A 17,679-nucleotide genomic window follows, 5' to 3' on the forward strand; every position below is an offset into this window, starting at 1 on the left:
ACACACCAGGGGACGCGAGGGGGACGCGCGCCTGGGTGGGGATGGTCCGGGCCCGTCGTAACAGAAACGGACCGGGGGGCCAATCACGGTGGGTGTGACTCCCCCGATGCGGCAGGGGGGCCTCCGAGGGGACGGGCCTCGTCGGGAGGCCGGGGGAGCGACCGCCCGCCACGAAATCCCCTCCACCTCACGTAGAGGGTGAAGTCGCGCGTGAAGGCGTCCGGTGACAACCCGATGGCGGACTCGAAGGCCTCCGGGAAGGCTTCTCCCCCCTTCATCTCGCGCATCACGCCGCGCACCGCTTCCTCGCCATAGCGCCGCACGAGGAAGGTGAAGGCGTGGTGCGCCACCCCGTACACGAGGTTCGACTCGTCGCGGTAGAGCCCCTCGGGCTTGCGCAGGGGATCCGTCTCGGGATGGCGCTCGAGGTAGCGGGCGAGCTCCTCCAGCGAGCCCCACCGGTACGTCTGCTCCGCCGTGTACGAGGCCATGCCCTCGCGAAACCACAGGGGGATGCGCTTGCGCGACCAGCCGAGGCGATCCGCCGAGAGCTGATACATCAGGCTGTGGGTGAGCTCGTGCAGGAGCAGCTCGTTCAACTGGGCCGGCGAGGCTCCGGCGAGACCCCAGGTGGAGGGCGCCTGGATGAACACCTCGTCATAGCGGCCCCAGGCGCGCAGCCATCCCAGGCCCTCCTGCCGCACGGCGGCTTCCAGGCTCTCGTGATCGGGAAACACCCGCAGGGTGAGGGGCTCGCGCAGTGTCCCCCAGCGCTCCAGTCGGGGCAGGGCCGCGTCCACCGCCCGCACCAGCCGGGTCAGCTCCCGCTCGTCCTCCGGGGCGTACTCGATGCGGAAGAGGCCCGTGGGGCTCTCCCAGCTCGACGTGAGCGCCACCTCACCCGCCGCGAACCGCCGGAAGCTGGCGCACCCCGTCAGCGTGAGCAGGAGCCCCAGGAGCCCCAGAACCCAGGCCCCCAGCACTCCCCGCCCGCCTTCCTCGCGCCCCTTCATGCTCCACCCCACCAACGCAGCACCGCGCGGCCCACGTCCGCCACGGTGGCCAGGGACTCCAGTTCGGGCGCTGGCGGTCCGAAGTAGAGCACGGGCACCGGGTGCAGGGTGTGTGAACGTGTGGACAAATCTTCCACGTTGCCGTGGTCGCTGCACACGAGCACGCGGGCGTCGGCCGGGCGGCGGGCGACGACGGCGCGGGCGAAGGCATCGAAGGTGTCCAGGGCGTCGCGAGCGGCGGCGAAGTCCTGGGCATGGCCCGCCTCGTCCGCCAGGTAGTGCTCGAAGAAGGTGAAGTCGGCCTCGTGGGCGATGCGCCAGAACACCTCGGCGGCCTCGTCGGGGGTGCGCGTGGGCACGTCCAGGTCGCGCGAGCGGGCGCGGGCGCCGGTGATGTCATGGGGGAGGGCGAGTCCCGCGCGGGCGTCGTCCAGGGTACGCAGGGGGACGCCGCCCGCGGCGAAGGCGAGCGTACTGGCCGAGGCCTTCAAGCGGCGCAGGGCGGCCGGGGTGAGGGTGAACTCGGGGGCGCTGGCCGAGGGGCGCCGGGGCAGCTTCAGGGCATCCAGGTAGGCCACGGGGTAGCAGTTGGCGAAGGTGGCGGTGTGGCCGTGGGCCACCAGGTGTTTGACGAGCGAGTGCCGCGCGAGAATCTCGCGCAGGGGGGCATCCGGATAGCCGAGGACGTGTCGGCCGATGAGCACGGGGGCGGGCTGCCCGGTGAGCAGGGCGGTCTGATTGGAAGCGGACTGGGGACGGCCGGCGATGCCGAAGGTTGTGTCCACTGGGAAGCACTGGCCGGCCCCGGGAAGCGAGCGGGGCGGGGCATCCTGGAACCAGGAAAGCAGGTGGTCGCGCCCGGAGAGCGGGTTGATGTCCGGGTCGTTTCGTCCAATGCCAACCCCATCGATGAAGAGGACCGCGACGCGCATGGCGGAGAACTGTAAGAGATGGCCATGGCCCTTCACGGTGATTTCTCCAGCTTCCCGCTTCCCGAGCTCCTCCAATGGTTGGACAGCTCCCGAAAGACCGGCACGCTCCAATTGCTCTCCTGGGAGGGCGGTGAGCGCTCGCTCTTCCTGCTGTCGGGGCAGGTGTTGGCCATCGCCAACGAGGGACTCCGGGGCCGGGTGGCCCGGGTGCTCGCCCTGGCGAAGCTGTCCGATGGCGCGGCGACGCTCGCGGCGCTCAAGGCCCTGCCGCCGGATGGCGAGGGCCTCGAGTCCATCTTCCAGGCCCACAAGGTGGAGCCCAGGCTGGTGCGCGAGCTGGTGCGTGAGGAGATGCTCGGCTCCATGGTGGACCAGACGCGCGGCGGACATGGCGCCTTCCACTGGACGGAGGACCTGGACCGCTCGGGCGAGGAGTGGGCGCCGTGCGAGATGAGCCTGCGCGAGCTGCTCTTCGAGTCGCTGCGTTGGGTGGACGAGCAGGCGGACGTGGACCGGGTGCTGCCGGGGGATGCGCTGACGGTGCGCTCGCTCGTGCCGCCGAGCCCGCGTCAGCCGCTGATGCACCGCATCCTGCTCACCCTGTGCACGGGGGGGCAGAACCTGGGGCGGCTGCGGCTGTCGCTCGGCCTGTCGCGCTCGTCCACCACGCGCCGCGTCTTCGAGCTGCTGCGCGCCAGGCAGGTGGAGGTGGAGGGCGCCCCGGAGGTGGTGGTGGATCCGGTGACGGACATGCTGGAGAAGGGCGCGGTGCTGGTGCGCGAGCGGCAGTTCGACGCGACGGAGCTGGTGTGCGCGACGCTGCTGGCGAGCGATCCGACGGACCGGCGCGTGCGCGAGTTCGCGCGCATGGCGCACAGCGAGCACGTGGCGTCGCTCTACGCCGCGCTGCCCCCCTTGAGCGTGCCGGTGCTGTCGCCGGACGCGGAGGAGCTGTCGCTGCTCAAGCCCGAGGAGCGACAGGTGGTGGGCCTCATCAACGGCAACTGGGACGTGTCCACCCTGGTGCTGGCCAGCCCCGCGCGCGAGCTGGAGACGCTCAAGACGCTCGCCAAGCTCATGCGCATGGGCCTGTTGCGCCTGCGCTGAGCGTCCGCCCGGGACTCAGGGCCGGGCGGCCGCCTCCACCTGCCGCCACACGCGGAAGACGTTGCCCGAGGCGAGCTTCTCGAGTTCCGCCTCGCCATAGCCGCGCTCGAGCAGCACCCGGAAGAGGTTGGGGTAGCGCGACACGTCCTCGAGCCCCACGGGAAGGGTGGGGCCCACGCCGTCGAAGTCCGAGCCGAGCCCCACGTGGTCGATGCCCACGAGCTTCACCACGTGCTCGATGTGGTCGGCCACGTCCTCGACGCGCGCCCGGGGAAACGGGTGCTCGCTCAGCCAGGTGGTGATGAACGCCTTGACCTCGGGGTTCTCCCGCGTCAGGCCCCGCTGCTGGATGAAGGCCAGGGCCTCCGCGCGCAGCCGCTTCTCATGGTCCTGCGCGGCCTGGAGGAGGAAGCCCGAGCCGAAGCTGATCATCACCACGCCCCCCTTGGCGGCGATGGCGCGGATGAGTTCGTCGCTGAGGTTGCGCTCGAAGCCGGGCGTGAAGTGGCGGCACGAGGAGTGGGAGGCGATGACGGGCTGCTGGCTCGTCTCCAGCACCTGGCGGATGGTGGCGTCCGACAGGTGCGACACGTCCACCATGATGCCCACGCGGTTCATCTCCGCCACCACCTGCTTGCCCAGGGGGCTCAGCCCGCTCCAGCGGTGCGCGCCCTCGGCGTAGGAGGAGTCGCCGAGCAGGTTGTCTGCCGAGTGCGTCAGGGTGATGTAGCGCACGCCGCGCTCGTGGAAGTGGGCGACGTTGGCCACCGAGTCCTCCAGGGCGGAGCCGTTCTCGATGCCCATCGCGAAGGAGACCTTGCCCTCGCGCGTGTTGCGGCGCGCCTCGTCCACCGAGCGCGCCAGGGCGAACTTGTCCGGTGACGCGCGGGCGAGCTTCTCCACCAGATCGATCAGCGAGTCCGCGAGCGCCTTCGAGGCGCCGGCCGTCTTCTGGAGCTCCGCGGGGATGTAGATGGACATGAAGGGCACGTCGAGCCCTCCCTCCACCGCACGGGGGTAGTCGAAGTCTCCCCCGGCGGTGCGCTGGGAGATGTCCTCGGTGGGCTCGCCCTCGGGGCCCAGCTTCTCCTGGAGCCGGTAGGGCACGTCGATATGGCCATCGACGATGATGAGCCGGTGGGCGAGCTCGCGGCCTCGTTCGGCGGCATCCGCGGGAGGAGGCCCCTGCCGCGTGAGGGGCGCATGGGAACAGGACGCGGCGGTGAGCAGGACGAGACCCAGCAGGGGCAGGGGGGTTTTCATGACCCGGGGCTTAGAACAGGCGGGCTCACACGTGCCAGCGCTGCTGAATCGAGTCTCTCAACATTTCCCGGGAATGACGCGCGAAGTCAACGAAGGCGGGCTTCTAGGGTCTCGCCCGTTCTTCTGGAGGGTCATGTCCAGGAGAAACAATGCCCAGTGTTGTCCATTCCCCTTATCCCCAGGTGAAGACAATGAGTAGCACGGTGAACAAGCGTGGTGGAGTGCTGAGCGCCCTTGGCTGCGCGCTCGCGTTGAGCGTGTCCGGCACGGCGCAAGCGGGTGTCTATGTCCACCTGTTCGAGTGGAAATGGCCAGACGTGGCCCGCGAATGCGAGACATTCCTCGGGCCCAAGGGATACACGGCGGTCCAGGTATCCCCCCCCAACGAGCACATCACTGGCACGCAGTGGTGGACCCGCTATCAGCCGGTCAGCTACAAGCTGGACTCGCGCGGCGGAAGCCGGGCGCAGTTCATCGACATGGTGCAGCGCTGCAACGCGGCCGGGGTGGCCGTCTACGCCGACCTCGTCATCAACCACACGGCGTCCTACGGGGCCAGTGGTTCCAGCACGGGGGTCGCGGGCACGAAGTGGAGTACGCGCAGCCACCCCATGTACGGCTCCAATGACTATCACAGTCCCATCTGCAGCATCAGCAACTACCAGGATGCCTGGAACGTCCAGAACTGCGACCTGAGCGGTCTGCCGGATCTGAACACGGGCTCCAGCTACGTGCAGCAGACGCTGGCCAACTACATCAACGATCTGACCTCCATTGGCGTGAGGGGTTTCCGGATCGACGCCGCCAAGCACATGTCGCCGGGAGACATCTCCGGCATCCGCAACCGGATGACCGGCTCGCCCTTCATCTTCCTGGAGGTGATCGATCTGGGCGGCGAGCCGATCACCTCCAGCCAGTACTTCGGTCTCGGCTCGGTGACCGAGTTCAAGTACAGCGCGAGGATCGGCGAGCAGTTCAAGACGAGCCAGCTCAAGAACCTGAAGACCTTCGGTGAGAGCTGGGGCTTCATGTCCAGCGGCAAGGCGGTGGTGTTCACCGACAACCACGACAACCAGCGGGGCCACGGGGCGGGCGGCGCCAACATCCTGACCCACAAGGACGGCAGCCTGTACAACCTGGCCAACGTCTTCATGCTGGGCTGGCCGTATGGCTATCCGCAGGTGATGTCCAGCTACTCCTTCACCAACACGGACGCGGGGCCCCCGGGCTCATCCGTGCACAATGGCACTTCCGTGAATTGCTTCGGCGAGTGGCAGTGCGAGCACCGCTGGCGCGAGATCGCCAACATGGTCCGCTTCCGCGCGGTGACCGAGGGCACGGCCGTCTCCAACTGGTGGGACAACGGCAACAACCAGATCGCCTTCGCCCGAACCGGCAAGGGCTTTGTGGTCGTCAACCGTGAGGGGGGCGGCCTCAACCGCTCCTTCGCCACGAGCCTGCCGGCCGGTACCTACTGCAACGTGCTCTCTGGTGACTTCAACAACGGCACCTGTGCGGGCAACACCGTCACGGTGGACGGCAGTGGCAACGCCACCTTCAACGTGGCGGGCATGACCTCGGCCGCCATCCACGTGGGGGCCGTCGTCTCCGGGGGTGGCAACCCGAACCCGGACCCGAACCCGGGCAGCGTCACCGTCAACTTCACGTGCAACAACGGGCAGACGTACCTGGGCCAGAGCGTCTATGTCGTCGGCAATCTCGGTGCCCTGGGCGCCTGGGCTCCCGCCAGCGCGGTGAAGCTCAACCCGACGAGCTACCCCACCTGGACGGGTGCCATCTCCCTCCCGGCGAACACCGCCCTCGAGTGGAAGTGCCTCAAGCGCGAGGAGAGCAACCCGGCCAACGGCGTGCAGTGGCAGCCGGGGGACAACATCAAGTTGACCACGCCGTCCTCGGGCTCGGTGTCCACCACGGGCGGCTTCTGATTGGGCTGACGGGCCCGAGCCGCGCGGACTTCCGCGCGGCTCGCGTCTCCTGGAACACGAGCCTGTCAACGGAGGCGCCGTGACGGAGCCCGAAACGCTCCTCCGGCGCCTTCCTTGTTCATGGCCGGGTGCTCGCCACCAGGGGCCGCGCTGGTGGGGAAACCTCTCGATAGTGCTCAACCCCCTCGCCACACGCCAACTCCATCCCATCGGAGTGCGAAGTAGGGTGCCATGCCACATGCAAAAGCCTATCGGACGATAGGTGCGCGGTGCTGTCCTTGGTCTCCAGTTGCCTCGGAGTCCACACCGGTGGACGCACGGGCTCGAGCCCTGGGATTGATAAAGACAGCTCACCAACGTCCTCCCCTGGTGGGCTTCAGGTGGGACGGAGTGGGTCCATGTGCTGCATGTACAGCCCTGACGGACGATGGGTGCAGGGCCTCTTTCGATGTCACCCTGCTCCGTAAGATGGGCTGATGGACCCGCACTCGAGCCCGTGGAGCGTCCACGACGAGAGCGTCACGCCCAGGTGAAATCAGGCTCCAGCAGGAGCGTAGCCCGCTCACACCTCTGAGGCGGTTGGGCGCCGGTGACTTCCGTATCCGTGGAATTACAGCGATACCAGACAGAGCAGGAGATGTAGCTATCGGGAAAAAATCCGTTATCCGAGGATTAAGTGGATGTTGCTTAACGGATATATATCGGGTAGGAATGCCCAGGCGTATGCGTGGCTCTGGAGCCGAGCGGGGTCAGGCGAATCCAGGCCACCCGCCACCGAATCCGAGCGAACCGGGAACAGAGCAGGCCTCACCCTCTATAGAGGGTAGGCTGAACTAATAATGAACAACGAGACGATCAAGCGAATCAAGCAGCGTGGACAGCTTCGCTGCGGAGTCAGCCGCGGTATCTACGGCATGTCCTATCAAGAAGGACAGAGCTGGCGGGGCTTTGATGTTGATTTCGGGCGGGCCGTGGCCGCCGCGGTCGTTGGAGATGCATCTAAAATCGAGTTCATCTCACTCAAGCCAGAGGAGCGCTTCTCCTCGCTGAGGGATGAGACCGTCGATGTGCTCTGCTGCAACGCGACCTGCACCTTCTCTCGCGATTCGGCGCAGGGAATCACCTTCGCGGCGATGACCGTCTATGACGGGGAGACGATGCTGGTTCACCGGGATCTCGGTGTCACCAGCGTGCGGCAACTGAAGAACCCGACGGTCGCGCTTCAATCGGGAACGACCACGGACATCAATCTGCAGCGCTTCCTGCAGCAGCATGGCATCTCCTTCACCGGGCGCTACTACTCCACGCCGCAGGAGGCGCTGGACGGCTACGCGCGGCGCGAGTGCGATGCCTATGCCCTGGATCGCGTCCCGCTGACCGGCGAGCGCCTGCGCCTGCCCAATCCCGAGGACCACATCATCGTTCCGGAGACCTTCTCCAAGGAGCCCATGGGCCCCGCGGTGAAGGCCGGTGACGGACTCTGGGAGAAGGTGGTCCGGTGGGTCATCTACCTGACCATCGAGGCCGAGGATGTGGGCGTGTCGTCCGAGAGCATCGACGCGCAGATCGCCGGCAAGAACCCCGACGCGCTTCACCTTCTCAAGTCCGCGGACGCGGTCAGCTCTCATCTCCAGCTGGAACCGGGCTGGGCCCACCAGGTCATCAAGCAGGTGGGCAACTACCACGAAATCTTCGAGCGTAACCTGGGAATGAAGTCCCGTCTCAAGCTCGAGCGCGGTATGAACGCGCTGTGGTCCAAAGGTGGCATTCTCTACGCTCCCCCCTTCAAGTGAGTCACACACACACCATGGATAATCAGCAGCAGCAGCAGCAAAACAGGACGGGCGTCATTCAGCTGGTTTCGGCCATGGTGCTCTCGGGCACCATTGGAATCTTCGTCACCGAAGCCCACATGGACGCCTTCAACGTGGTGTTCTTCCGCTGCCTGTTCGGAGCCATCTGCCTGACGATCTTCTGTCTGGCCAAGGGGTTCTTCAAGCGCTCCTTCTTCACCAAGAAGACCACCGCGCTCATCGCGCTGGGCGGTGTGTGCATCGTCTTCAACTGGGTCTTCCTGTTCAAGTCCTACGGGCTGACCTCCATCACCATGGGGACCATCCTCTACCACACGCAGCCCTTCTACGTGGTCCTGCTCGGCGTCATCCTGTTCAAGGAGCGCATCTCGGCCAACAAGATCCTTTGGATCTGCCTGGCCTTCGTCGGCATGGTGTTCGTGACCAACCTGCAGGCCTCTGATCTCAAGTCGACCTACATCGAGGGCATCCTGTACTCGCTGGCGGCCGCGGTCCTCTACGGCATCGCCACCATCGTGGCCAAGCGGCTCAAGGGCATTCCTCCCCACCTGATCGCGCTGTGCCAGATCACCCTGGGCATGTTCCTGCTCTACCCGTTCACCACGCTGCAGAACGTCCCGACCGTGGGCACGCACTGGTACTACCTGGCCGGCCTGGGTCTGATCCACACCTGCATCATGTACATCCTGATGTACTCCTCCTACCAGAAGCTGGACACGACGAAGATCGCCGTCCTGTCCTTCATCTACCCCGCAGTGGCGCTGATCATCGACTTCGCCGTCTACGGAACCCGGCTCGCGCCGTTCCAGGGCTTGGGCGTGGTCCTGATCTTCCTGAGCAGCATCGCGGTCAACCGCAACTGGAACTTCGCCTTCATCGGTCCCAAGAAAGAGGCCCTGTCATGAGCAACGAGATCTCGCATCTCCAGCCGAGAGGTTCTCGCGTTCCCGCGCCCAACTCCGCGAAGACGGACTCCTCGCGGGGCACGGTGATCCTCGGAGTGGCCGCGAGCGACACCCATGTGGTGGCCAACCACCTGATCGCCCACATGCTGCGCGAGAATGGCTACACGGTGGTCAACCTCGGCGCGTGCACCCCCCTGCGCGACTTCATGGATGCCTACGCGAGCAATGAGAATGTGATCGCCATCGTCATCGGCAGCCTCAATGGGCACGCCAAGGATGACCTGCGGGGCCTGTTGGAGCTGAAGCAGGAGTACGGCGTGCGCTGCCCGGTGGTGCTCGGCGGCAACCTCTCGGTCGGCAGCCAGAAGGAGCTGGGCCTGGAGGAGTACTTCATGAAGCTGGGCGTGGACATCGTGCAGAACAGGCCGGAGCTGCTGGCCAAGCAGCTGCACCTCCTGTCGTCCGCCAATTCCAACAATACGAACAACGCCATGGCCGAGATGCGCCAGGCCTCCGGAATCTAGGGAGAAATCCGACAATGACGCAGAAGACGCAGCCTGTTGTGGCCATCGTGGGCGCCACTGGAGCCGTGGGTACGACCTTCCTCGAGCTGTTCGAGGAGCGCTCCTTCCAGTTCAAGGAGCTGCACCTGGTGGCCTCGCCGCGCTCGGCGGGAAAGACGATCCAGTTCCGGGGCAAGTCGTACGAGATCAAGGACCTGGAGACCTTCGACTTCACCGGCATCGACATCGCCTTCTTCTCCGCGGGCACCTCCATCAGCAAGAAGTCCGCCCGCCGCGCGGCGCAGCAGGGCGCGCTGGTCATCGACAACACCAACGCCTTCCGCATGGACGCGGACACGCCGCTGGTGGTGCCGCAGGTGAACCGGCACCAGCTGAACTCCTGGCCCACCTCGGGCATCTACGCCAACCCCAACTGCGCCACCATCCCGGTGGTGCGCGCCCTCAAGCCGTTGGATCCGGTGTTCGGCGTCAAGAAGGTCATCATCAGCACCTACCAGGCCGCTTCGGGCCAGGGCCTCACGGGCATCGAGGAGCTGCGCGAGGGGACGCGCCAGCTGATGGCCGACGAGAAGAGCGTGCTCAAGGCTCAGCGCTTCCAGGTGCCGCTCGCCTTCAACCTCGTTCCCAACATCGACGCCATGCAGGAGACGGGCTTCACCCTGGAAGAGCAGAAGATGATCCAGGAGTCCCGGAAGATCATGGAGCGCCCGGACCTGTACGTGAGCAGCACCGCGGTGCGCGTCCCGGTCATCAACTGCCACTCCGAGGCCGTCTACTTCGAGTGCGAGCGGCCGCTGGAGCTGCAGCGCATGCTCGAGCTGCTGCGCGGCGGGGAAGAGCTGCAGGTCTATTACGGCCCTGGCGCGGAGAACTATCCGACGCCGCGCACGGTCCGTAACCAGAACGACGTGCACGTGGGCCGCATCCGCGTGGACGCGACCAACAAGAACGCCGGCTGGCTGTGGGTCGTCTCCGACAACCTGCGCGTGGGCGCGGCGTTGAACGCGCTCCAGATCGCCGAGGAAGTCATCGCCAACGGTCTGCTGGCCCGCAAGCCGCTCGCCGCCTAGAGCACCCGGAGCGGGTCCGGAGCGAGCACTCCCCAGGGAGTGCCGCCTGGACTCCGCCTCGGCAAGTGTTGAACCCCCCTTCCAGCGGCGAAACAGTCCCCCAGGCGAGGCTCCTCCCGAAAGAGGCCTCGTCCACGGGAGACGTCCGCCCGGCCCTCCAGGTCGGGCCCGCCGCGGGTGCAGTAGAGCGTCAAGGAATCGTCCAGGGAGAGAGCAGGAAACACCATGCGGATTCAGGTCATGAAGTTCGGAGGCTCGTCCTTCGCCAGTGATGAGCACTTCCATCGCGTCGCCAGCTACATCCAGGGGCGGGTCGCCGAGGGAAACAAGGTCGCCCTGGTCGTCAGCGGACTGCCTGGCGCCACCGAGGCCCTGCGCGCCAAGTGTCTGTCCATCAATCCCGAGCCCTCGGGCGAGACGATTGACTGCCTCATTCCGTTGGCGGACACGATCGGTGCGGCCTACTGCCGGGCGGCGCTCGAGCGCCAGCGCGTCAAGGTGACCACCCTCTATTTCTCCCAGCTCGGCCTCCTGACGGACTCGAACTACTCGCGCGCCCGGATCCAGGAGTTCGATCCCACCCCGCTGCGCACCGCGCTGGAGACCCACGACGTGGTCGTGGTGCCCGGGGGACAGGCCCGCAACGCCCAGGGCCAGCAGATGTGGATGGGCAAGAACAGCTCCGATCTGTCCGCCGTCGCCGTGGCGGCCGCGCTCGGCGTCAAGGATTGCGAAATCTACTCCGACGTCTGCGGCGTCTACTCGTCGGACCCCAACCAGATCTCCGGCACCCAACTGGTTCCGGAGATCTCCTACGACGCCGCCATCGACATGTCGCTGAGCGGCGCGAAGGTCATCCATCACGGCTCGGTCCGCTATGCCAAGCGCCACGGTGTGGAGATCGTCTGCCGCCTGAACCAGGATGACTTCCGGGTGGGCACGCGCATCGGGCAGAAGGGCGCCCCGGCCGTCCTCGTGCTGGATCAGCGCTCGGTCGTCCTGGAGTTCGCCGCCCAGGCCGAGCAGGAGCGCGCCGTGGCGGCACTGAGCGCCATCGAGGTGCCGTTCGTCGACATGGCGCGCCCGGGCGAGTCGCGGCTGGCGGTCACTTGCGGCTTCTTCGACGTGGAGCGGTTCCTCCGGGAGAACAATCTCCAGCCCCGGACGCTGGATCGCTACCTGGCTTCCGAGTTCCGGCGGGATGGGAGTGTGTCCCGCCACCTGCCCGAGAAGAGCACGGCGCAGGCGTTCTCCCAGCAACTGCACGACCAGCTCTACTCCCAGCGCGGTCAGATCGGAAGCGCCGCCTAGGCGCCGTCTCCCAAGGGGAGCCCCACCATGAACGAGCAGATCCTGGCGATAGACAAGAACTTCTCCTACGAGCTTCCCACGAAGCAGGAGACGGTCGAGTACATCCGCAACCTGCGCAAGCAGAACGTCCACCAGCGTTTGAAGCAGGCGGATGCCTTGGGCACGTTGCTGGTCCAGCCGCGCTGTGGCGTGGGTTCCCAGCAGAAGATGGGCGAGTTGTTGCAGTTCCTGGAGCGCGAGGCCCAGCCGGATATCCTCTCGCTCACCATCGACGCGTATACGCGGTTGTGCCAGTTCGACAAGGCGAACGCCGTCCTCCAGGAGAACCCGCAGAACCTCAACGGCTATCCCCTGGTGTGCCACGGGTACAAGAAGGTGCGTGAGCTGAACGAGTCGGTTCAGGCGCCCATCGAGATCCGCCATGGCTCGCCGGATGCGCGCTTGCTGTTCGAGTCCTCCATCGCGGGGGGCATCACCTCCTTCGAGGGCGGTGGGATTGGCTACAACCTGCCGTATTCGAAGAACGTGCCCATCAGCTCGAGCATGCAGAACTGGCGCTACGTGGACCAGCGCTGCGGTGAGCTGGCGCGGGACGGAATCATCGTGGACCGGGAGCTGTTCGGCACCTTGACCGCAGTGCTCATTCCTCCCTCCATCGCCCTGTCCATGACCCTGCTCGAGGCGCTCTGCGCCGTGCGCGAGGGCGTCAAGTGCCTGTCCATCTCCTACTGCCAGGGTGGACACATCGCGCAGGACGTCGCCGCCCTCCGGGCCATCCGCAAGATGGCGGCCAAGTACCTGCCGCCGGACGTGGATGTCTTCCCCGTGCTGCACCAGTTCATGGGGGCCTTCCCCGCCGCCAGGCATGACGCCGAGGCCCTCATCCTCAAGGGAGCCATCGTCGCCAAGAAGGGCCATGCGACGAAGGTCATCAACAAGACCTACGAGGAGGCGCTCGGCGTTCCGACCCCCCAGGCCAACGCGCTGGGCATCTGGACGACCCGGATCGTCAACAGCACCATCTCCGACTTCGTGAAGGTGGACAGCGCGGAAGTCGAGGAGGAGCTGCACTGGATCCTCCGCGAGGTGGATGAGATCGTGGCCCCCATCCTCGACAAGCCAGACATCTACCGCGCCATCGAGGAGGGGTTCGCGGACGGCATCCTGGACATCCCCTTCAGCGCCAGCCGTTATGCGAAGTCCGGTGTCCTGCCGATGCGTGACCGGAGCGGCGCCATCCGCTACCATAACCCGGGAGGGCTCTGCATGAGCGACGCTGTCCGTTCCCGCAACGCGCAGCTGCTCAACAACGCGACCCACTCTCCGTCCTTCAGCCTCTTCAGCAAGCTCACACGCGACATCATGTATTTCTCGAACATGTCGCTGCAGGAAGCCATCGAAGTCTGAGTCCCCATCCGCCGTACACCGTTTCCTCATCACATCGATCTCGCATCAAAGAAGGAGAATGCCCATGAAGCCTCTGGCTCTGGAAGACACCCTGTCGAAGAACATTGGCGCGAAGCTGCAGGCCATCACCTCTCCGTACGAGAAGTTCGAGGACTCGCTCGTCCAGGTGTACAAGATCTTCGCGGAGCTCCCCGCGAACGTCATCAAGGACATCATGTCCTTCGGGCGTTTCCCCGAGAGCCCCGGGGTGATGCTGCTGGAGAACATGCCGCTGGACCCGGTGCTCCCCCCGACGCCCAAGGACGGCAAGCCCGTGACGGCGCGCAACAGCTTCGTGGGCGAGGGCATCCTGCTCGGGCTGACCCAGATGCTGGGCGAGCCGGTCGGCTTCACGTCCGAGAAGTCCGGCAACCTCATCCACTACGTGACGCCGGTGGAGTCGGGCAGCTACACCCAGTCCAATCAGGGCTCCAAGGTCTTCCTCAACTACCACAACGACTCGGTCCACGATGAGAGCGGGTACTACCACCGCTTCAACCCGGACTACCTGATCCTCCACTGCATCCGCGCGGACAAGGAAGGCAAGGCCTACACGTACTACGCGGATGCGCGCGACATCTGCAAGGCGCTGCCGGCGGAGACGGTGGCCCTGCTGCGCCAGCCGCTGTTCCGCATGGCCGCTCCGAGCACCTTCTCGCGCGAGCGCGCCAACGGCGCCCAGGTCTGGTCGAACCTGGTGCCCATCATCTCCGGGCCGGACGCCTTCCCCGAGATCTCCATCGCCGCCAACGGCGTCAAGGGCGAGACGCCCGAGGCCGAGAAGGCCCTCGAGCAGCTGCACGCCGCCTGCCACGACGACAAGGTCCACACCAAGGTCGCCCTGCGGCCCGGCATGACGATGCTCATCAACAACCGCAAGGGTCTGCACGCGCGCGGCGTGTTCGAGCCGGGGTTCGACGGTGAGGACCGCTGGCTGCTGCGGACCTATATCCGCCGCAACATGTGGGAGATGCGTCACCGCTCCATCGGCACCCAGCGGGTGTTCGCCTAGTCGAAGCAAGGACGAGCAAGAAGCCCCGCTCCACCGCGTCTCTGGCGCGGTGGGCGGGGCCTTGTCGTTTCCGCCCGAGCGTGGAGCCCGGGCGGTGAATGGCTTTCGCGAGGACTACTCGTAGAACTTCAGGCTCCAGCCCGTGTTGCGCTCCGTGCCGCGCGTGTACGTGATGTTGCCCCACCACTGGAAGCTGCCCGAGTACCAGTAGCGCGCGCCCCAGAAGTCGCTCGGGTACTCGTTCTTGTTCACGCCGTGGTAGGCGAGGGGGAACGTGGGGCCGGCGGGCGGGCTCGTGTTGGGATCTCCATTGAGCAGCACGAAGGAGTGGTGGCCCACGCCCTTGGCGTACAGCGTTGGATCCCATCCGGCCATGAGGGTGTTGCCCGCCGCGCCGAAGAGGCAGCCATTGGACTTGTACCAGTCCCAGACATAGGTGGGATCTCCCCCGGCCTTGAGCCGCAGATCCGCCAGACAGTAGTTGGAGCCCCAGCTCCCATTGGCCGAGTACACGATGTGCAACTGGCCGCTCGGATCGATGAGGGGCTCGGGGCCCTCGTTGACGCGGCAGGGGGGATTGATGTCGACCTTCTCCCACGTCTCACGGGGCTGGGAGATGACGTAGCGGGCTCCCGTCACCTGCGTGGGGCTCGACATGCGCGCGAGGAAGAGCGTCTGCTCTCCGTTGGTGTCTCCCACCCAGCCGGACCAGACGAAGTACCACTGCCCCTTGTAGACGAAGGCCGTGCCGTCGATGGCCCACTTGTTGTCCGGCAGCGCCAGCGGCGCCGGGGCCGAGTAGCCCGAGCTGGGGCTCTGCGATTGAATGACATACATGCGATGCGCGGGGCCCGCGCCCGCCGTGAAGTAGATGTAGTAGGTGCTGCCGCTCTTGATGAGCTCCGGCGCCCACACCTCGGCCCAGCCATTGGGGTTGCTGAAGACCACCTGGCGCGCGGCGCCCGACAGCCCGTCCACCGACGAGGCCGTGCGCACGTAGATGCGTCCCCCCTCCACCTCCGCGGAGATGTAGGTGCTGTCCACGCGGATGACGGTCGGGTCCGCGTTGCGGATGGACAGGCGCGCGGCCTGCTCGCTCGTGCTCACCGACTCGTGGACGGCGGCGGGGCCCACCTCGGGGCCTCCGCACGCCAGGAAGGACAGCGCCAGTGTCACACCGGGGAAGATCTTCGACAGCCGCATGGGGGCTCCTGCACCGCGAAACGGGAATTCCTCGTGTTCTAATTTTTCGGGAACTTCCTGTCTATGGGCTGGCGCAGGCTCACGGTGACGCGCGTCAGCACGAGCCAGGAATAGCGCCGCTCGGGAGCCTCGAGGGGGGGCGAGTCGTAGCGCAGCAGGGAGCCCGTGGTTCCCACCGCGAGGAACTCCGTGGCCCACCAGCGCACCGCCACGGCTCCGCCGCGTGCTCCGCCGGGAGTCACGTCCGGGGCGCCCAACCCCACGCCGAGCCACTCCGCGCGGGCGGTCACCTCCACGGCGCCACCCCCCCAGGCCCCCTCCTCGCCGGCAGGAGGCCCCTCGGGCCAGTCCGTGGCCCGGGGGCGGGTGCCTCGCACCATCCACGAGGCCTCGAGGGCCGCGCCCCGGGCCCGGATCGCGGGCAGTGGTTCGCGCGGCGTCTGGGGGTTGCCATCCGTGTCGCGCGAGCGCTCCTCCCGGGCCAGGGCTCCCTCGGCCAGCAGCCGCAGGGGTCCGCTCCAGAAGAGGGCATGCGCCTCGGTCACCCACCGCGCGCCGGAGACGGGCACCGGCCGGTAGAAGAGGAAGCCCGTGGGCGTGGTGCCACCAATTCCCGCCCGATCGAAGGCGTCCTCCACGTGCACGCCCGCGCCCATTCGCAGGCCCCAGAGGGTTCCCCCCAGCAGCCCGTCCACGCGCGCATCCAGCGAGGGCGACGTGTTGTCATTGCCCAGGGGGCTGCGCGAGCCGTTGCCCACGCGGACCCAGGCCTCCAGGGGCAGGGTCCTCGGAGACCACTGCGCCTCCAGTCCCAGATCCCGTCCGGGCCACATCGCGCGCACGGGCAGGGACAGCTCGGGGATGGGCAGGGCCTCGATGGTCACGTCCCGGGCCGAGGCGAACAGCGGCGTCTTGCCATGACCCAGCCGCAGGCGCACGGAGTCATTCGGTGTGAAGATCACGAGGGCATCCACGATCGCGGGCTTCTCGAGCGCCCATTCGATGGTGCCCACGGCCTGGAACCAGGAAGTGGGCCGCGCGGCCATGCCCAGGCGGAAGCGCCCCAGGGCGAAGCCCTGCTCTCCCTCCACCTCGTCGGAGTACACGCGGTAGTCCAGCTCGCCCACCAGCAGGGGACGGAACCAGGAGAGCTGCGCGGCGGCCCGCGCCGGGACGAGCACCAACGCCAGCATCAACAGGGTGGCGCGCATCATTCCACCGGGATGATCCGCAGGAAGTAGGTGGCGCCGTTGGAGTCATCGCCGTCGTGGTCGGCGATGAACAGGCGCTGGTTCTCCGCGTCGTAGGCGAGTCCGCGCGGCTGCTGATAGCCACTGGCCAGCACGCTCACCTCACCGGAAGGCGCGATGCTGAAGACCTTGCCCTCGCGGCTGCCGGTGAGCAGCGAGCCCCTCGGGCCCACCGCCAGCAGATCCGGGCTCGGCAGCGCGGCATGGGTCGTGTAGTCCTGGGGCGAGGCCAGGGGCGCGCGGTACACCTTGCCGGCGAGCTGATCGCTCACGAAGAGGGAGTCGCCCATGACCGTCACTCCCACGGGCTTCTGCAGCGCGCCGATGACTTCCTGCTCGGTGCCCTCCAGGGTGAGCCGCGCCACCGAGCCCACGTTCGCGTTGTTCACGCGCACGAAGTAGGCGACGTAGAGCTGGCCATCCGGGGCGAGCGTCAAGCCGATGCGCCGGCGCTCGGGCTTCAGGCCGGGCACGGTGCCCGTCGTGCCATCCGGCCGGATGAAGACCACGTCCCCCGCCGTGCCTCCCCCGAAGCGCACGACGACGATCGTGCCGTCCGGCATCCGCACGAGATCCCCCAGCCCGGGGCCGTTGCCGGGAGCGGGGGGGAGCTGCGCCACGAGGGAGATGCCCCCGGCGTCGGTCCACTTGAGCACGCGGTTGTTCTGGTCATCCGCGATGTAGAGCGTCTTCCCGGCGGCGTCCCAGAACAGCCCGTTCGGATCTCCATCCAGGGAGATGGCCTTGGGGCCGCGCTCGATGGGCGCGGAGGGATCGGGCCCCGAGGGCGTGGGGGCCGGGGGAGCGCAGGCGTACAGGGAGAGCAGGCACATCGCCAGGAAGACAGGTCGCATCGCGAACCTCGGGATGGGGGATGGGAGCG

General features: G+C 66.9%; 15 protein-coding genes. 9 read left to right on the plus strand and 6 right to left on the minus strand.

All coding sequences use genetic code 11. The features are described from left to right. Window positions 1–83: 83 nt before the first annotated feature. Together CYFUS_RS15935 and CYFUS_RS15940 are read right to left on the minus strand one after the other, a co-directional pair. Window positions 84–1,013, minus strand: a complete 930-nt coding sequence (locus CYFUS_RS15935; protein WP_095986000.1) for a hypothetical protein — start codon at window positions 1,011–1,013, stop codon at window positions 84–86. Further along, a complete protein-coding gene (locus tag CYFUS_RS15940; RefSeq protein ID WP_095992040.1) occupies window positions 1,010–1,945 on the minus strand; it encodes a metalloenzyme in 936 nt (311 codons plus the stop codon). The genes CYFUS_RS15935 and CYFUS_RS15940 overlap by 4 nt, the downstream gene beginning before the upstream one ends. A gap of 24 nt (window positions 1,946–1,969) precedes the next feature. On the opposite strand from CYFUS_RS15940, the gene CYFUS_RS15945 reads away from it, so the two are divergent. Then, entirely contained in the window at window positions 1,970–3,052 is a 1,083-nt protein-coding gene (locus CYFUS_RS15945) for a DUF4388 domain-containing protein (RefSeq protein ID WP_095986001.1), read from the plus strand. Window positions 3,053–3,067: 15 nt separating this feature from the next. Here the strand turns inward: CYFUS_RS15945 and CYFUS_RS15950 are convergent, their stop codons facing one another. Then, complete coding sequence (locus CYFUS_RS15950) at window positions 3,068–4,315, minus strand: dipeptidase (protein WP_095986002.1); 1,248 nt, start codon at window positions 4,313–4,315, stop codon at window positions 3,068–3,070. 191 nt (window positions 4,316–4,506) lie between these two features. On the opposite strand from CYFUS_RS15950, the gene CYFUS_RS15955 reads away from it, so the two are divergent. The 8 genes from CYFUS_RS15955 to CYFUS_RS15990 all read left to right on the plus strand — a co-directional run bounded on the left by CYFUS_RS15955 (window position 4,507) and on the right by CYFUS_RS15990 (window position 14,343). Continuing rightward, window positions 4,507–6,261, plus strand: coding sequence for a carbohydrate-binding module family 20 domain-containing protein (locus CYFUS_RS15955; protein WP_232537594.1), 1,755 nt, complete (start codon window positions 4,507–4,509; stop codon window positions 6,259–6,261). 839 nt (window positions 6,262–7,100) lie between these two features. Beyond that, window positions 7,101–8,054 (plus strand): amino acid ABC transporter substrate-binding protein, encoded by a 954-nt coding sequence (locus tag CYFUS_RS15960; protein ID WP_095986003.1) that lies wholly within the window; start codon window positions 7,101–7,103, stop codon window positions 8,052–8,054. A gap of 14 nt (window positions 8,055–8,068) precedes the next feature. Continuing rightward, window positions 8,069–8,980, plus strand: coding sequence for a DMT family transporter (locus CYFUS_RS15965; RefSeq protein ID WP_095986004.1), 912 nt, complete (start codon window positions 8,069–8,071; stop codon window positions 8,978–8,980). After that, window positions 8,977–9,504: a cobalamin-dependent protein gene (locus CYFUS_RS15970; RefSeq protein WP_095986005.1), complete on the plus strand. Its 528-nt coding sequence runs from the start codon at window positions 8,977–8,979 to the stop codon at window positions 9,502–9,504. Before CYFUS_RS15965 ends, CYFUS_RS15970 begins: the two co-directional genes overlap by 4 nt. Before the next feature lie 14 nt (window positions 9,505–9,518). Continuing rightward, window positions 9,519–10,574, plus strand: a complete 1,056-nt coding sequence (locus CYFUS_RS15975) for an aspartate-semialdehyde dehydrogenase (RefSeq protein ID WP_095986006.1) — start codon at window positions 9,519–9,521, stop codon at window positions 10,572–10,574. Between the two features lie 225 nt (window positions 10,575–10,799). After that, on the plus strand, window positions 10,800–11,885 hold the full coding sequence (locus tag CYFUS_RS15980; protein ID WP_095986007.1) for an aspartate kinase: 1,086 nt from the start codon (window positions 10,800–10,802) through the stop codon (window positions 11,883–11,885). Between the two features lie 27 nt (window positions 11,886–11,912). Further along, the gene (locus CYFUS_RS15985; protein ID WP_095986008.1) at window positions 11,913–13,292 is read left to right on the plus strand and encodes a methylaspartate mutase; all 1,380 of its coding nucleotides are present in this window, start codon (window positions 11,913–11,915) and stop codon (window positions 13,290–13,292) included. A 64-nt stretch (window positions 13,293–13,356) separates the two neighbouring features. Continuing rightward, window positions 13,357–14,343, plus strand: a complete 987-nt coding sequence (locus CYFUS_RS15990; RefSeq protein WP_095986009.1) for a TauD/TfdA family dioxygenase — start codon at window positions 13,357–13,359, stop codon at window positions 14,341–14,343. A gap of 114 nt (window positions 14,344–14,457) precedes the next feature. Here CYFUS_RS15990 and CYFUS_RS15995 read toward each other — a convergent pair whose 3' ends face one another. The 3 genes from CYFUS_RS15995 to CYFUS_RS16005 are packed head-to-tail and all read right to left on the minus strand — an operon-like array spanning window position 14,458 to window position 17,650. Next, complete coding sequence (locus CYFUS_RS15995; protein WP_095986010.1) at window positions 14,458–15,546, minus strand: glycoside hydrolase family 43 protein; 1,089 nt, start codon at window positions 15,544–15,546, stop codon at window positions 14,458–14,460. Between the two features lie 38 nt (window positions 15,547–15,584). Beyond that, a complete protein-coding gene (locus CYFUS_RS16000; protein WP_232537595.1) occupies window positions 15,585–16,760 on the minus strand; it encodes a hypothetical protein in 1,176 nt (391 codons plus the stop codon). Further along, window positions 16,757–17,650: a hypothetical protein gene (locus CYFUS_RS16005; RefSeq protein ID WP_095986012.1), complete on the minus strand. Its 894-nt coding sequence runs from the start codon at window positions 17,648–17,650 to the stop codon at window positions 16,757–16,759. Before CYFUS_RS16005 ends, CYFUS_RS16000 begins: the two co-directional genes overlap by 4 nt. Window positions 17,651–17,679 lie beyond the last annotated feature (29 nt).

Source organism: Cystobacter fuscus (genome assembly GCF_002305875.1).
GTDB classification, from domain to species: Bacteria; Myxococcota; Myxococcia; order Myxococcales; family Myxococcaceae; genus Cystobacter; species Cystobacter fuscus_A.

Excerpts from the sequence above, each read along its gene's own strand:
- CYFUS_RS16000 (WP_232537595.1), bottom strand. The coding sequence starts at position 16,760 with ATGATGCGCGCCACCCTGTTGATGCTGGCGTTGGTGCTCGTCCCGGCG.
- CYFUS_RS15965 (WP_095986004.1), top strand. The coding sequence starts at position 8,069 with ATGGATAATCAGCAGCAGCAGCAGCAAAACAGGACGGGCGTCATTCAG.
- CYFUS_RS15995 (WP_095986010.1), bottom strand. The coding sequence starts at position 15,546 with ATGCGGCTGTCGAAGATCTTCCCCGGTGTGACACTGGCGCTGTCCTTC.
- CYFUS_RS15960 (WP_095986003.1), top strand. The coding sequence starts at position 7,101 with ATGAACAACGAGACGATCAAGCGAATCAAGCAGCGTGGACAGCTTCGC.
- CYFUS_RS15935 (WP_095986000.1), bottom strand. The coding sequence starts at position 1,013 with ATGAAGGGGCGCGAGGAAGGCGGGCGGGGAGTGCTGGGGGCCTGGGTT.
- CYFUS_RS15985 (WP_095986008.1), top strand. The coding sequence starts at position 11,913 with ATGAACGAGCAGATCCTGGCGATAGACAAGAACTTCTCCTACGAGCTT.
- CYFUS_RS15945 (WP_095986001.1), top strand. The coding sequence starts at position 1,970 with ATGGCCCTTCACGGTGATTTCTCCAGCTTCCCGCTTCCCGAGCTCCTC.
- CYFUS_RS15970 (WP_095986005.1), top strand. The coding sequence starts at position 8,977 with ATGAGCAACGAGATCTCGCATCTCCAGCCGAGAGGTTCTCGCGTTCCC.
- CYFUS_RS15990 (WP_095986009.1), top strand. The coding sequence starts at position 13,357 with ATGAAGCCTCTGGCTCTGGAAGACACCCTGTCGAAGAACATTGGCGCG.
- CYFUS_RS15950 (WP_095986002.1), bottom strand. The coding sequence starts at position 4,315 with ATGAAAACCCCCCTGCCCCTGCTGGGTCTCGTCCTGCTCACCGCCGCG.
- CYFUS_RS15955 (WP_232537594.1), top strand. The coding sequence starts at position 4,507 with ATGAGTAGCACGGTGAACAAGCGTGGTGGAGTGCTGAGCGCCCTTGGC.
- CYFUS_RS15980 (WP_095986007.1), top strand. The coding sequence starts at position 10,800 with ATGCGGATTCAGGTCATGAAGTTCGGAGGCTCGTCCTTCGCCAGTGAT.
- CYFUS_RS15940 (WP_095992040.1), bottom strand. The coding sequence starts at position 1,945 with ATGCGCGTCGCGGTCCTCTTCATCGATGGGGTTGGCATTGGACGAAAC.
- CYFUS_RS15975 (WP_095986006.1), top strand. The coding sequence starts at position 9,519 with ATGACGCAGAAGACGCAGCCTGTTGTGGCCATCGTGGGCGCCACTGGA.
- CYFUS_RS16005 (WP_095986012.1), bottom strand. The coding sequence starts at position 17,650 with ATGCGACCTGTCTTCCTGGCGATGTGCCTGCTCTCCCTGTACGCCTGC.